Annotated in this window: 7 protein-coding genes; 6 read left to right on the plus strand and 1 reads right to left on the minus strand. The window is 44.1% G+C overall.

The genetic code is table 11. The features are described from left to right. Positions 1-375: 375 nt before the first annotated feature. The 6 genes from C7972_RS16680 to C7972_RS16705 all read left to right on the plus strand — a co-directional run bounded on the left by C7972_RS16680 (position 376) and on the right by C7972_RS16705 (position 13,703). Positions 376-3,471, plus strand: coding sequence for a TonB-dependent receptor (locus C7972_RS16680; RefSeq protein WP_110357311.1), 3,096 nt, complete (start codon positions 376-378; stop codon positions 3,469-3,471). Positions 3,472-3,529: 58 nt separating this feature from the next. Continuing rightward, positions 3,530-5,023: a RagB/SusD family nutrient uptake outer membrane protein gene (locus tag C7972_RS16685; protein WP_110357362.1), complete on the plus strand. Its 1,494-nt coding sequence runs from the start codon at positions 3,530-3,532 to the stop codon at positions 5,021-5,023. Between the two features lie 33 nt (positions 5,024-5,056). Continuing rightward, positions 5,057-7,738 (plus strand): c-type cytochrome, encoded by a 2,682-nt coding sequence (locus C7972_RS16690; RefSeq protein ID WP_110357312.1) that lies wholly within the window; start codon positions 5,057-5,059, stop codon positions 7,736-7,738. Positions 7,739-7,797: 59 nt separating this feature from the next. After that, positions 7,798-8,970 (plus strand): VCBS repeat-containing protein, encoded by a 1,173-nt coding sequence (locus tag C7972_RS16695; RefSeq protein ID WP_220020924.1) that lies wholly within the window; start codon positions 7,798-7,800, stop codon positions 8,968-8,970. A 3-nt stretch (positions 8,971-8,973) separates the two neighbouring features. After that, positions 8,974-9,777 carry a DUF1080 domain-containing protein gene (locus tag C7972_RS16700; protein ID WP_110357313.1) on the plus strand — a complete coding sequence of 268 codons (804 nt, stop codon included), beginning with the start codon at positions 8,974-8,976 and terminating at the stop codon, positions 9,775-9,777. Positions 9,778-10,181: 404 nt separating this feature from the next. Continuing rightward, positions 10,182-13,703 (plus strand): sulfatase-like hydrolase/transferase, encoded by a 3,522-nt coding sequence (locus C7972_RS16705; RefSeq protein ID WP_110357364.1) that lies wholly within the window; start codon positions 10,182-10,184, stop codon positions 13,701-13,703. 29 nt (positions 13,704-13,732) lie between these two features. On the opposite strand, the gene C7972_RS16710 is transcribed toward C7972_RS16705, so the two are convergent. Further along, on the minus strand, positions 13,733-15,172 hold the full coding sequence (locus C7972_RS16710; protein WP_110357314.1) for a sulfatase: 1,440 nt from the start codon (positions 15,170-15,172) through the stop codon (positions 13,733-13,735). Positions 15,173-16,316: the final 1,144 nt, after the last annotated feature.

Consider the following 16,316-nt stretch of genomic DNA (forward strand, 5'->3'; position numbering starts at 1 on the left):
GGCAACTTAAAATACCACCCTTAAGATCCCTTCCCAAACCAGCTTTAATTGGATTATGGATCGGATCAATCCCACAGTAACCGTTTCGTAACAAGATCAAAAGTTGAAGAAACTGATTTTCAACCCCCTACACCAACACCAGTTCTACCAGTCCATATCCCATAAATACCACCTACATTGTCAGAAAAAACCATGTATTCTGTACAAAATATACCTACATTTATATATTATTTGCCGACTACAAAATTAATCATCTTAAAGCAGCATAGTACAGGACAGTTAAATTGAACTGCTCCTTTAAATTTGATAGTACCTCAAAATTTTTGTTAAATTTTAGAGGGTTTAACAATTAACTAACCTAAAAACTACGAGATTATGAAAAAAAGAATTTACAGGATTTTCCGGAAATTCCTATTCCTATTAACTCTGCTGTTTGGCATCGGAATGCAGGCACAAAATGTAACGGTAAGCGGTACAGTAGTATCTGCAGACGATTCACAGGGCTTGCCTGGAGTTAATGTGGTTGTAAAGGGTACCACCACAGGGACCGTAACAGATTTTGATGGTAACTACAGTATTGTAGCCCCCAGTGCGAACAGCACTTTGGTCTTCACTTACATAGGTTTTACCGCCCAAGAAATTCCTATTAACGGAAAAAGCCAATTGAACGTAACCATGGCCGAGGATGCCGCTGCTCTAGACGAAGTAGTTGTTGTGGGCTATGGTACTCAAATTAAAAGACAGGTAACAGGCTCGGTGTCTACCATACAGGCAGATGAACTGGCCGATATTCCAGTCTCCCAAATTACCCAAAAAATACAGGGTAGGATTCCTGGGGTCCAGATTAACCAGAGCACAGGTAAACCCGGGCAGGGCATGTCGGTTCGTATACGTGGGCAACTATCGGTTTCCGGAGGAAGCGACCCACTGTATGTAGTTGATGGATTCCCGATTTCTGGTGGAATCAACAATATTAATCCGGATGAAATCCAGGACATCTCTATTTTAAAGGATGCCGCATCCACTTCCCTTTATGGGTCCAGGGCGGCCAATGGTGTTGTCTTGATTACTACCAAAAATGGAAAACCTGGTGAAACCAGTATCAGTTTCAATGTTTCCACAGGTATGCAAAATGTGCCCGATAGGGGAAGGATAGAAATGATGGATGCTGTGGAATTCGCCCAATTTAAAAAAGAGTACTATGAAGATCAGGGCAGCCCAGTGCCGGATATTTTCCAGAACCCTTCACAATATGAGGGCCAGACCAATGATTGGTACGATGCAATGCTAAGAACGGCCCCTATGACCAATTACAACCTTACCATCACTTCCAACAAGGAGAAATTGAGAACCTCTGTGGTGCTAGGCTTCTTTGATCAGGAAGGTGTGGTCCTAAGTTCAGATTACAAACGATATTCATTACGGGCAAATTTGGATTACAGCCTATCGGATAAGGTCCGGATTGGAGTAAATATAGCCCCCAATTATATTTTGGACAATATTCCAAGAACAGATGGCAGCAGGGGAACGGGACTCCTTTTCAACGCCTTGCACACTTGGCCCATTATGCCTATCTACAATGAGGATGGGACCAGAACGGAATTCAATCGCTTTCCGGCAAATACGGGTAACATCTTTTCCTATGCCAACTGGCTCAATTCTGCCGAAAGGATTAAGGACGGAACCAAGGAGGTCAATCTTTTGTCCAATGCCTATATTGAATACGAACCTATAAAAGGGCTTAGTATTAAATCCAGTTTAAATGCTGAATTGTACAATGAACAGTATGAATACTTCAGTCCAACCAACGCCACCTATGCCATCAATCGCCCTATTCCTACCAACAATGAGGCGGTTTGGGACAAAAAGACCACCTTTTCATGGTTGAACGAAAACACGGTCAATTATAACAAAAGTGTAGGTGATCATACTTTCTCCATCCTAGGTGGTTTTACCTATCAGAAATATCGATTGGACCGCAATAGGGTCCAGGCCAGTGATTTCGCAGATGATAGATTGCCCAATATCCAGGGAGCTGCAAACATTAATAGAAATGGTACGTATGATCAGGTACAGGAATGGAGTTTAGTCTCCTTTCTTTCCAGGCTTACCTATAACTACAAAGGAAAATATTTATTGACAGGCTCTATCCGTAGTGATGGGTCGTCCAGATTTGGATCCGATAACAGATGGGGTACCTTTCCATCGGTTTCTGCGGGTTGGATTGCTTCGGACGAGGCCTTTCTGGAAAATGTGGAATCCATTTCACTTCTTAAACTGCGCGCAAGTTATGGTGTTACCGGGAACAACAATATAGGTAACTATACCCAATACGCCTTGATAGACAACACTGTGAACGCGGTTTTTGGCAATGATTTTGCACCAGGGTCGGCTGTAAACTCGCTCTCCAATTCCAATTTGGGGTGGGAAACCACCAAACAGTTCGATATTGGATTGGATCTAAGCCTATTTAATGACAGGGTGTCCCTCGTATATGATTATTATACCAAGAACACCACCAATTTGCTATACAATGTGCAAGTTCCAAGGGAATCCGGTTTTACCAACTTCAGTGATAACATTGGTGAGATAAAGTTCTGGGGGCATGAATTTGGCATAAATACCGTTAATACCACCGGTAAATTTCAATGGACTACCAACGCCAATATATCGTTCAACAGAAACGAGGTAGTAGCTTTGGCGGATGGAATTGACAGGGTCTATGGCCCGGGCGGATGGCATATTACCCAGGTAGGAAAACCTTTTGGTCAATTCTACGGACATTTATCCGATGGGGTATATTTAAACCAACAAGACTTGGACAACTCTCCCCAAGTACCTGGACGTTCCACTGTAGGTAGTATTAAATTATTGGATGTTAATGGTGATGGAATCATCACAAATGGAGGGGATTTTGACGACCGTGCCATTATGGGCAGTCCCTTTCCTGATTTCAATTACGGTATTACCAATACCATCACTTACGGGAACCTCGATTTTTCCGTAGTGGGTACTGGATCCTATGGCAATGAACTGTTGGTTAGACATCTCTACAGTACAACCAACTTGGATGGGGTATTCAATTTATTAAAAGACGTAAAATACAGGTTTAGATCCGTTGACAATCCCGGTAGGGGCTTTTATGGAACAACTGTAGGCGGTGGTAATGTTACCGGTATAGAAAGGGATTGGATCAATGACCGCTTTGTGGCAGATGCCTCCTACTTCAATATTCGAAATATTACCTTAGGGTTTACCATCCCGAAAATGGACAAGTATTTCAAATCTGCCCGCATATATGGTTCCATCCAAAACGTGCATATATTTACCAAGTATTGGGGTGGGCCCAACCCTGAGATCAGTGTGCAGAACAATGGAGAAGGAGATGGTGGAAACCTTGCCTCAGGGGTAGATATTTCAGGATATCCGGTTCCACGTATATTTAGTTTAGGTTTAAATTTAAACTTCTAAATCGAAAACTATGACGTCTAAAAATATTTCACTTTCGACAAATTTTAAAAATGAAAAAATGAAAAAAATATTCTATTTTACCGCAGTATTGCTAGGTTTTCTAGCAAGCAGTTGTGACGAGGAATTAACGATTTTTCCAGAAGATTCGTTAAGTGTACCTACTTTCTTTAAGACGGAAGAGGATTTTACACAGGCCATCAATGGAACCTATGTACCCCTGCGTAGCATTAACAATGCTTCCAAACCCTATTTGGCCGAAATGCACTCGGACAATACCTATTTTGCACGTAACACCGCCTTTGGTGCTACGGATAACCAAGAGGATATTGCAGACCACTCCATACCAAGCGATGGAGGTATTACTGCCAACAACCATGTAAACAATGTTTATGTTGGTTATTACGAAGTTATAGCTCGGGCCAACCAAATTTTGGCAACCATAGATGATGCTGAATTTGATGCAGCCGCCAAAGCGAACGTAAAAGGGCAAGCACTATTTTTGAGGGCCTATTCTTATTTTGACCTGGCACAGTTGTTTGGTAGGGTACCTTTGCATCTTGAGCCTGTAGTAGACCGTGAAGGGGCAGCTTTACCACTTGCTTCGGAAGATGAGCTTTATGGACAGATTATTGAGGATGCCAAAGCGGCCATTCCCCTACTCCCCCTTAAATCACAGCAACAGCCCGGTAGGGTAACCTCCGGTGCCGCTCAAACACTTTTAGGAAATGTTTATGTGGTGCGCAAGCAATGGGGCGAGGCTGAAACAGTGCTACAAGCAGTGGTAGACAGTGAAGAATATATGCTTATGCCCAATTATGAAGATGCCTTTTCCGGGAATAGCGACAACAAGAACAACATGGAGTCGGTCTTTGAAATCCAATATCGGGAAGGTGCGGACGGACTGAATGGTAGTTTTTTATACAACTTTCTTCCAAGGCCACTTACTGCCGCCGAAGTTGGTTTGGTAACTGGAACCTCCAATCCCCAACCACTTAACGGGGAAGGCAACAATATACCCACGCCGGATATCATTGAAGCCTATGAGGATGGGGATTTCAGAAAGGATGCCTCCATCATGTACATTACCGCCAGCGAAAGTTTTTGGGAAAATGGTGTTTATCCAATCATTAAAAAGTATGTGGAGCCACACGCCTTAAATGGAAACCACGGTATGAACTGGCCAGTGTATCGCTATTCGGAAGTATTGCTATTATTGGCCGAATCGCTTGAGGAACAAAATAAGGCCGGCGCGGACACCTATTTAAAAATGGTACGTGATCGTGCTGGATTAGGGGATTACTCCGGGGACTTGGGAGAAGCCATCTTTAATGAACGCAGGGTAGAACTTGCTTTCGAGAACAAAAGGTGGTTCGATTTGGTAAGAACAGGTCGCGCCATAGACGTGATAACCGCCCATGGAAATAAAATAAAGGCCAATCCGGTTGATTATTATTATCCTGCAGGGGTAGCACCAAGAGGAAATGTCTTCACAAATATTTCCGAACGGTATGCACTTCCTGCCTCAGAATCGTCGTTAAATCCTAATTTCTAATTATATTAGGCACAAAATTAAAATCCAACAATAATGACCAAACTATTTGCCGCACTTATTTTTTCAATGCTTTTGACCGTTTCCTGTGAAAATACCAAGAAAATGGAGACTGCAGGTGGCCAAGAGCTCGACCCAAAATTGGCCAAACTTAAATTACAACCTGGCTTTGAGGCGGAACACCTGTACAGTCCCGCCGATAACGACCAGGGCTCTTGGGTGGCCATGGCCTTTGACAATAAAGACCGACTGATCACTGCCGATCAATACGGTGCCTTATATCGCCTGGAGCTCCCCGCCATTGGATCGGATGTACTAACACCAAAGATTGAAAAACTTAAAATACAAACCGGGGAGGCCGTGGCCGATTCCATAATCCAAATGGGTTATGCCCAAGGATTGCTCTATGCTTTTAACAGTCTATATGTCATGGTGAACCATCGTGGTGATGACGAATTTGAAAAGAGCAGTGGGCTATATCGTTTGCAGGATACGGACAACGATGACCAATATGACAAGATTACACAGTTAAAGGCATTGAACGGTGCGGGAGAACATGGTCCTCATAGTATAGTACTGAGCCCTGATGGGGAATCCCTTTACGTAATTGCTGGGAACCATACCGATCTTCCGGAAATGGACAACTATCGCCTGCCCAATGTTTGGCAAGACGACAATCTCTTTCCCCAGATCAAGGATCCCCGCGGCCATGCCAATGACCGTGGTGCCCCAGGGGGTTGGATAGCAAAAATTGACCCGGAAGGTAAGCAGTGGGAATTGATCAGTGCCGGTTTCAGGAATCCATTTGACCTGGACTTTAACGATGAAGGGGATATGTTTGTCTACGATTCCGATATGGAATGGGATTTGGGCATGCCCTGGTACCGCCCCACCCGTATCTGCCATGTTACCAGCGGTAGCGAATTTGGTTGGAGAACGGGGAATGGAAAATGGTCCCCGGCATATCCGGACAACCTTCCGGCCATTGTAAATATTGGGCAGGGATCTCCTACCAATGTGGTCTACGGAAGGGGAGCTAAATTCCCGGAAAAATATCAGAAGAGTATTTATGCCTTCGACTGGAGTTTTGGCATTATCTATGCCATTCATCTTAAGGCCAATGGGTCTTCCTATGATGGAGAAAGGGAAGAGTTTTTATCCGGAATCCCGCTGCCATTGACCGATGGCGTTATAGGTCCGGATGGTGCCATGTATTTCATGACCGGAGGACGTAGATTGGATTCTGACCTTTACAGGGTACACTATACCGGTAATGAGGACATAGCAGCTGCCAACAAGGCATCCGAACTCACCGAAGGAAACAAGATAAGACGACAGTTGGAAGAATACCATACAGGCCCAAAGAGTGGCGCGGTGGACTTTGCATGGCCCTATTTAAACAATGCGGACCGGTTTATACAATATGCGGCCCGTATTGCCGTAGAGCACCAACCCGTTAAGGAATGGCAGGGCAAGGCCCTTTCGGAAAAGGATCCTGTTGCCTTGGCGCAAGGTATTATCGCCTTGGCCAGACACGGTAACAAATCGCAGCAAGACCAGATGCTCAATGCCCTTTTAGGGGTAGATTACTCCAAGCTAAGCTCTCAACAACAGGTGGCCCAGTTACGTGCTTTTGAACTAACTTTATCCCGTTTTGGGGTTCCGGGATCATCCGTTAAGAACAAGGTGATCAAGTATCTTTCGCCACATTATCCGGCAACAACGGATGTATTGAACCAAATGCTCAGTAAAACACTGGCATACTTGGACGATCCAACCGTGGCAAGCAAAACATTGGCGTTATTGGAATCCAAAACAGAGGAAAATTTGGATGTCATGGCCAATACGGCCACAGAGGCTTCCGATCTGATCTTGAGAAATCCGCAATATGGAATGGATATAGCCCTTACGCTGAAAAATATGCCTCCTGCCCAACACACCTATTACGGGTTGGTACTCGAGGATGTGGACAAGGGATGGACTCCAGAACTTCGTGAAAAATATTTCAAATGGTTCAACAAAGCCTTTTCTTTTAAGGCAGGTAGAAGCTATATTGGTTTTATAGACAAGGCCAGGAAAAAAGCCCTGACCCATGTACCTAAGGACCAGTTTGAATTTTACGATAAAATGTCCGGGGCCGAACTATTATCCAGCTCAGGCAACGATTTGGCCGTTACAACCGTACAGCCCAAAGGTCCACGCCACAATTGGAAAGTAGAGGATATAGAACCCTTATTGGCCGATGGCCTAAAGGGAAGGGATTACGAGTACGGCAAAAGCATGTTTGCAGCTACCACCTGCATCACATGTCATTCCATGCAGGGAGAAGGAGAGAATATTGGGCCGGACCTAACACAATTGGGGACCCGTTTTTCACCTCAGGACATACTCAAAGCCATTATTGAACCGAACGATGTAATTTCGGACCAATACAACACCACGGTGTACACCTTGAAGGATGGAAAATCGATTGCTGGACGATTGATGAACGAGACCGAGCAAAATTATATCGTCTCGCAAAATCCTTATGCACCCGATCAAACCCGTGAGATTCCTAAAGACCAAGTGGTAGACACCAAGTTGTCTACCATTTCCTGGATGCCTCCAGGAACCATCAATAGACTTAATGAAGAAGAAGTTAAGGACCTATTGGCCTATTTGGTTGCTGGTGGAAATCCAGAAAATCCCATATATGCGGATAAGGAAGCCAACAATTAAGTATGGCCCTATCAATTAAAGGAACTGGCCAATTCAGGTTAAAAAGACCTGCACCGTTTATGTTAACTCCGGTTAACACAAACGGTGCAGCGTTTTTCATAAACGCCGTCTTTTTTCTTATGGGTGCTTTCCTAATGGCACAGGTAAAACCCTTAAAATTTATCAAGCAGCAAATTGCTTCAGAAAGTTACGAAACGGTAGGCGTGTTCGACGTGGACAACGACAACCTTGTCGATATTGTTTCAGGTGGCTATTGGTATAAGGGACCCGATTTTAGAACAAAACATTATTTGGGTTCGGCAAAAAGATATGGGGAATATTATGATGATTTTTCCACTATTCCATTGGATGTGAATGGGGATGGCCTTACGGACTTCATCACCGGCGGCTGGTTTGGGAAACAATTGATTTGGAAACAAAACCCTGGTGGTAGGGGTGCTTGGCAGGAACACTTAATAGGCGAAGCGGGTAATATTGAAAGTAGCCGTTCCTGGGATTTGGATGGTGACGGTATCACGGAAATCATTCCCAATACTCCCAATGACTCCTTGGTTATTTATAGATTGCAATTGGATGGCAACAAAAAAGGTATAGGAAGATTCAGCAAACACCCCATTTTTGGTGCACATGGACATGGCCTTGGTTTTGGTGATATAAACGGCGACGGACGCACCGATATTATAGTAGCAAAGGGTTGGTTGGAAGCACCCGAGGATACCTTTGCAGAGGAATGGAAAATGCATCATGAATTTGATTTTGTGGAGGCAAGTGTTCCTATCATAGTTACCGACGTCAACAAGGATGGCCTTTCGGACCTTATTGTTGGCCAAGGACATGATTACGGCCTATTTTGGTACGAACAAAAACCCGCGACCAAGAAACAAAAAACCCAATGGATAAAGCATGCCATTGACCCTTATAATTCGCAGTACCACAGTATGGAATGGGCAGATATTGACCAAGATGGGGAAAATGAACTAGTAACCGGTAAGCGATACCGTGCCCATAACGGACATGACCCTGGCTCCAACGATGATCTTGGACTGTACTATTTCAAGTGGAACGGGGAGACTTTTAGTAAACAGCTGATTGATTATGGAACCTATGGCAAAGGAAAGGGGACCGGAGTCTACTTTAGCGTTTCCGATGTGGACAATAACGGAATGAAAGATATTATTGTGGCCGGAAAGGATGGCCTATACATTTATTACAACAAACCAATAAAACAATAAAACATGAATTTGAAAAGAATATTTAAGCCACATATATTAGTGCTGTTTGCAATTGTTGGCTTACAGTCCTGTAAGGAGAAAAAAGAAAACAAATCGCAAGAGGAGGTGGCTGTGGCCACAACGGATCAAGATGGATTTGTACAGATTTTTGATGGCAAGACACTGGATAACTGGGAAGGGGACCCCAACTATTGGAAGGTAGAGAACGGCAATCTTGTGGGAGAGGTAACCCCCACCACCTTGCTGAAGAACAATACCTTTATTATTTGGAAAGACGGTCAGCCCAGTGATTTTGAATTAAAATTGGAGTTCCGTATCGCTGAAGCGGGAAACAGCGGTATCAATTATCGCAGTGAAAAAATAGACACTATTCCCTATGCCTTACGGGGCTACCAGGCCGATATAGATGGGAAGATCAGATATACCGGGCAGAACTATGAAGAAAAAAAACGCGCCACCTTGGCCTATCGTGGTGAAAAGGCTATTATCACTTCACAAGAAAACCCCGATGCTCCCGGGTCTTTACGTGCCAATGTGGCAAATAATGCTTGGCAGAGCCGTGAGGTTATTGAATCCCTAGGCGATTCCGACGAACTAAAAACAAAAATCAAGAGTGAAGACTGGAACGAAGCCCACCTAATCATTAAGGGAAACAAACTACAGCATTACATCAATGGCATTCTAATGAGTGAGGTAATCGATGATGATACAGTCAACAGGAAATCTGCAGGGTATTTGGGAGTACAGGTGCATGTAGGACCACCAATGAAGGTGGAATATAGAAATATAAGATTGAAGAATTTATAGTATTTGAGTTTTCTTCTTTTCAAGAAGATCGCGGTCTTACCAACCATTGTTGGATCCTTTTATAAACTTGAAAATGAAACAATTGAAAAGGGAAGAAAATTAAAATTTTCTTCCCTTTTTTTTTATCGTCCAAAAGACCTCCTCTGCCCCACTCCACCTTCCAACCAAAAATAATTTTCATTACGGACAGGACAGCACAGGATAGGTTATGGGCATATAAAGCTTATGTTTGATAAGGTCCGTTTCAAAAGCAATTTTACTTTGTACCTTTAAACTGGAGTACCACTTCCTATCCATTGGAAACTACTTTCACTTTAGATGAAGGAACGGTAAAATCACAATTGGTGGATCCAATAACAATAGGCACTTTATTGCTATCATTTAGTAACAAAAATCAGGGATTGATGAAAACAAAAATAATTGTTGCAATACTTCTCTCAGTTTGCGCTCTTCCATTATCAGCACAAAAAACAACACAAGCACAGCAAGCTGAAAAACCGAACATCATCTTTATTTTAACGGATGACCAACGTTTTGATGCCCTGGGTTATGCCGGAAACAAACTTATTTCCACTCCGGAAATGGATAAATTGGCCCAAGAAGGCACTTATTTTAAAAATGCCATTGTAACCACCCCTATCTGTGCAGCCAGTAGGGCCAGTATACTTACCGGCCTATATGAACGTACCCATAACTTCAATTTTCAGACAGGAAACATCCGGGAGTCCTATATGGCCGACTCCTACCCTACCATCCTGAAACAAAATGGTTACAATACGGGCTTTTATGGCAAGTACGGTGTACGGTATAACGATCTTGACAAGCAGTTTGATACTTATGAGTCCTATGACCGCAACAACAAGTATAAGGACAGGCGTGGGTATTACTACAAAACTTTGGGCAAAGACACAGTGCACCTTACAAGATATACCGGTCAACAGGCAATAGATTTTATCGCGGACGCCGATACCGACACCCCATTTTGTCTCTCCTTGAGTTTCAGTGCCCCCCATGCCCATGACGCTGCCAAGGACCAATACTTTTGGCAACAGGAGTCCGATGGATTGCTTCGGAACATGGATATGCCCGGACCAGACCTAGGCGAAAACAAATACTTTGAAGCGCAACCAAAATTTGTACAGGACGGGTTTAACCGCTTACGGTGGACATGGCGTTACGATACTCCCGAAAAATACCAACATAGCGTAAAAGGCTATTACAGGATGATTTCGGGTATAGACCGTGAGATTGCCAAGATCAGGGAGGAGCTAAGGAAGAAAGGGCTGGACAAAAACACCGTAATCATTTTAATGGGCGATAATGGTTATTTCCTGGGAGAACGTCAGCTTGCCGGTAAATGGCTGCTATATGATAATTCCATACGGGTGCCCCTAATTGTGTTCGACCCTCGTATAAAAAAACAAAAAGACAACGATGCCCTGGCCTTGAACATTGATGTACCATCCACCATTCTAGATTTGGCAGGATTGGAACAACCCGAGGGATGGCAGGGCAAAAGTCTCATGCCCATCATTAGAAATCCCAAAACAGATTTTGAGAGGGATACTATTTTGATAGAACATCTATGGGAGTTTCAAAACATTCCCCCCAGTGAAGGGGTACGGACCAAAGATTGGAAATACTTCCGATACGTGAATGATCAATCCTATGAGGAACTCTATAATTTAAAAGAGGATCCAAAGGAGATCAACAATCTGGCAAAAGATTCAAAATATGCCAGTACACTGGAATCGTTTCGAAAAAAAACGAACAGCCTTATACTTGAACTTTCCAACGATTATTCCCAAGGTCCCTCCAATTTGATCATTGAATGGATAAGAAACACAGCCGGGGTAAGCATTATTGACCCCAAGCCGGAATACGGCTGGGTAGTACCTGAAGGTGCTGTAGCGCAATCGGCCTATCAAATATTGGTGGCTTCCTCCGAAGAAAATATAAATAACAACATAGGGAATGTCTGGAACAGTGGACAAATAAGATCCAATGCCTCAACGGAAATAGAACACGGGGGAACCCCGTTAAAAAGTGGTAGTACCTACTATTGGAAAGTGCGCATATGGGACCAGGACAATCGACTTTCAAGATATTCCAAAACCCAGGCTTTTACCATGGGTAGCCCCAAAGCTAGCATAACGACACCTAACAGTTTTCAAATAGATAGAATAAGTCCTGCCCAATTTGAGAAAAGAGGTGACACCTATTTTATCGATTTCGGAAAAGCGGCCTTCGCTACCATAGATTTTACCTACAACGCCAAAGCCGATCATACCCTGACGTTCCACATAGGAGAACAATTGGAGGGCGAAATCATTAACAGGACCCCCTTTAAAAAAAGCCATATTAGGTATCAGAAAATTGAGGTAGCGGTGACACCCAAACAAACCTACTATCAACTTCCAATCAAACCGGACACACGCAATACCCTGCCTGGCAAAGCAGTACCGTTACCGGACGGCTTTCCTGTCTTAATGCCATTCCGTTATGCGGAAGTAGAAGGGGCCCAAGAACCCTTGACCGCCGATAATTTCACGCAATTGGCCCACCACAGTTATTGGGAGGATAATGCCAGTAACTTCAACAGTTCCAATGATATATTGAATCAGGTTTGGGATTTATGTAAATACTCCATTAAGGCCACTACTTTTAACGGGCTATACGTAGATGGGGACCGGGAGCGTATCCCATACGAGGCCGATGCCTATTTAAATCAATTGAGCCATTATACCACCGATCGGGAATATGCGATTGCAAGGCAGACCATAGAATATTTTATGGAACATCCCACATGGCCTACCGAATGGCAACAACATGTGGCACTTATGTTCCATGCCGATTATATGTACACCGGCAACACAGAACTCATACAGAAATACTACGATCAGTTAAAATACAAAACCCTTTATGAGCTCGCCAACGAAGATGGTCTAATAACCTCTACCAAGATGACCCCGGAGTTAATGGCCCATCTTGGATTTCCTAAAACCATGAAGGAGACTTTTAGGGATATTGTGGATTGGCCCTCAGCAGGCTGGGGCGGGGATCCTACCAACAAAGGAGAGCGCGACGGTTATGTATTTAAGGATTACAATACAGTAGTGAATGCATTTTACTATCAGAACATGAAAATTATGGCCGAATTTGCCCAGGTATTGGGCAAAACACAAGAGGCTTTGGATTTTAAATTAAGGGCCTTGAAGGCAAAAAAGGCCTTCAATGAAAAAATGTTCGATGCCAAAAGGGGGATTTACATTGATGGGATAGGCACGGACCACGCCTCCTTACATGCCAATATGATGCCCTTGGCTTTCAATATGGTGCCCGAAGAACATTTAGGATCGGTTGTGGAGTTCGTGAAATCGAGGGGAATGGCCTGTAGCGTTTATGGTTCCCAATATTTAATGGATGGTCTTTACAACGCCGGCGCGGAAGATTATGCCTTGGATCTATTGACCGATACCAGTGACAGAAGTTGGTACAATATGATCCGCATCGGCTCTACCATTACCTTGGAAGCCTGGGATTTAAAGTATAAGAATAATCTGGATTGGAACCATGCTTGGGGGGCGGTCCCTGCCAATGCCATTCCGCGTGGACTGTGGGGAATCCAACCCAAAATCCCTGGTTTTGGCATTGCCACCATTAAACCACAGATGGGCCATTTAAAGAATAGCACCATTGAAGTCCCTACCATCAAAGGAACCATTAAGGCAAGCTATACCTACGCCAATCCCAGATTGCAATTGTACACCATTGAAATTCCTGCGAATATGGTTGCCGAATTTGAAATGCCCCCCGCACCTGGAAAAGAGCTAATGCACAACGGAAAAAAAGTAGCATCGGCCTTTGGCTCGGTTCGGTTGGAGCCTGGCAAGCATGAAATAAAAATGGTGATCAATTCCTTTTAATATATTCAAGGGAAAGATCCACTACCGTCTTAATGGGTGTAAGGAACCGTACCCGTTTCATCTACGGGATATCCCCACTTTTTAATATATTCCATTCCAGGAAGAAATTCATCCCCGGTTTCTTTCAATCGTTGGGACAGCTGTATTTCCAACTCGTCCTGCAAGGTAGTATAGCCTTCGTTACCTACCAGATTGAACAATTGGTATGGATCGTTTACATTGTCGAAAAGCAACCAGGGGCCGTTCAAATCACGGGCATAGGTATATTGAAGGGTCTTAATGGCCCTGTACTCCCTGCCGCCATGTTTTACTTTATTCCATTGCCCAAAGGGCTGTACACAGGTTAACAAGGTAGCATGCCCTATTTTTTCTTTCCCTTCCATATAAGGCCTATAATCCAATCCTTCCACAGTACTGGGGATGGATATATTACACAAACTTAGGAGGGTGGGCATGATATCTTCCGAATTCATTAAAGCATCCCTATCTCCCACAGCAATATTTAGTTTTTCTGGCAGGTAATAAAGCATGGGCACCCTGGCCGACTCCTCATAGGGTTGCTGCTTTTTGTAAGCACCCTGGGAGCCCAGGAGATCCCCATGATCTGCCGTGAATACAATGATCGTATTATCCATTTGCCCCGAATCCTTTAGGTTTTTTATCAGTTTGCCTATCATATCATCCAGTGCAGCTATATGGGCATAATACCCTGCCAAATCCTTTTTTACCCGTTCTTTAAGGCTATCCGGAACGTTTCTACGAAGTTGGATCTTTTCTGGATCAAATCGGTTTCTATATTCCAAAGGGGCCGTATGATAGGGCGCATGTGGTGTGCCATAGGAAAGGATCATCATAAACGGATTCTTGACCGACTTGCGTTCCTTGATATAGTCGATGGCAGCCTCGGTCTGCTCAAAGGTGTCATAGCCGTCCCATGTTTTTCTTTTGGGGTCCTCATTGTCATAGTAGACGGATTTGTTGTAATCATGGGTACATTCGTTCCCTTTCCAGAACTGGAAACCCTGCCTCCTATTGCCAGGAACCACATTCTGTAGCCTCCCATGTCCATCCAAGTGCCATTTGCCAATGTATCCGGTATCATAACCTTCTTTGTTGAAGACTTTTGCTATGGTTACCGCATTGGTATCCAACTGTACATCATTCATAAATACCCCATGGGTCAAGGGGCGTTGCCCAGTCAAGAGCGATGCCCTAAACGGAGAGCATACGGGCATCCCGGAAACGGCATTTTTAAAATTGACACTTATGGCCGCCAAACTGTCCAGATGAGGAGTGTCTACATTGGGATCGCCTGCATAGCCCGTAGCCTGAGCCCTCCATTGGTCGGTTAGAAGCACCAGCACGTTAGGTTTCGAGGTGTCCTGGGTTTCTTTGCTTTTCTCTTTTTCTGCACAGCTCCCTAGGAAGAGTATACCTAATAAAATGATTAAACACTGGCTTTTTTTCATGCTGTTGGTACAAATTTATAGGATTGGATGCCAGGAGGCCTCAAACCTATTTCCTGGATTGTTTAAAATTAACACATAGTTTTGGAACGCATGGGCATATTCAAACACAAACCTGGAAATGAGGTTGATTATTCCGTTAGTTGGGACAAGGAAAGAATTAATTGTAATAATCCCAAAAATTGTTTTTGAATTTTGTCCGAGAAGTTAAATGTTAGACAGAACTTCTTGCGTTGTGAAGATGGTATGTCTGCACCCTGAGCCTGCCTTATTGGAGGTAAACCCGCAAAGGGCTCCTTCCCTTAGATAAGCCTGTCCCGCGTTTTCCACGGGAGGACAAGGTGGATCCTCCGCGAGATGCGGAGGAGACGGAAGGGATTGATAGCCCAGGTCTTCTGGAGGGGACTATAGATAGTGTTTGGGTTGAAACACACCCCTAACCTCCCGCTAAAAAGCGGGACAGGCTCTCTCAAGAGGGGAATCTGTTTGTCGCCAATAAGTCTAGGATCTAGATTCAAGGTTCTGCCTTCTCACTACTACCTTACAACTTCGATTTCGATCAAGCTCAATCTCCACAAGGACTTTCAACTTTTAAACATTGAATATAAACATTGTTCATTGTAAGTAGCAGATTGCCGCGCTTCGCTCGCAATGACGACACCAAGGGTTCCTTCCCTTAGATAATGGAAGGTGGATCCTCCGCGAGATGCGGAGGAGACGGAAGGGATTGATAGCCCAGATCTTCTGGAGGGGATTATAGATAGTGTTTGGGTTGAAACACACCCCTAACCTCCCGCTAAAAAGCGGGACAGGCTCTCTCAAGAGGGGAATCTGTTTGTCGCCAATAAGTCTAGGATCTAGATTCAAGGTTCTGCCTTCTCACTACTACCTTACAACTTCGATTTCGATCAAGCTCAATCTCCACAAGGACTTTCAACTTTTAAACATTGAATATAAACATTGTTCATTGTAAGTAGCAGATTGCCGCGCTTCGCTCGCAATGACGACACCAAGGGTTCCTTCCCTTAGATAAGGGAAGGTGGATCCTCCGCGAGATGCGGAGGAGACGGAAGGGATTGATAGCCCAGATCTTCTGGAGGGGATTATAGATAGTGTTTGGGTTGAAACACACCCCTAACCTCCCGCG

It is taken from the genome of Arenibacter sp. ARW7G5Y1 (genome assembly GCF_003201775.1).
Lineage (GTDB): Bacteria > Bacteroidota > Bacteroidia > Flavobacteriales > Flavobacteriaceae > Arenibacter.

Bases quoted from the DNA above. Each gene is read 5' to 3' on its own strand.
- C7972_RS16700 (WP_110357313.1), top strand. From the start codon at position 8,974: ATGAATTTGAAAAGAATATTTAAGCCACATATATTAGTGCTGTTTGCA.
- C7972_RS16710 (WP_110357314.1), bottom strand. From the start codon at position 15,172: ATGAAAAAAAGCCAGTGTTTAATCATTTTATTAGGTATACTCTTCCTA.
- C7972_RS16690 (WP_110357312.1), top strand. From the start codon at position 5,057: ATGACCAAACTATTTGCCGCACTTATTTTTTCAATGCTTTTGACCGTT.
- C7972_RS16685 (WP_110357362.1), top strand. From the start codon at position 3,530: ATGAAAAAAATATTCTATTTTACCGCAGTATTGCTAGGTTTTCTAGCA.
- C7972_RS16695 (WP_220020924.1), top strand. From the start codon at position 7,798: ATGTTAACTCCGGTTAACACAAACGGTGCAGCGTTTTTCATAAACGCC.
- C7972_RS16680 (WP_110357311.1), top strand. From the start codon at position 376: ATGAAAAAAAGAATTTACAGGATTTTCCGGAAATTCCTATTCCTATTA.
- C7972_RS16705 (WP_110357364.1), top strand. From the start codon at position 10,182: ATGAAAACAAAAATAATTGTTGCAATACTTCTCTCAGTTTGCGCTCTT.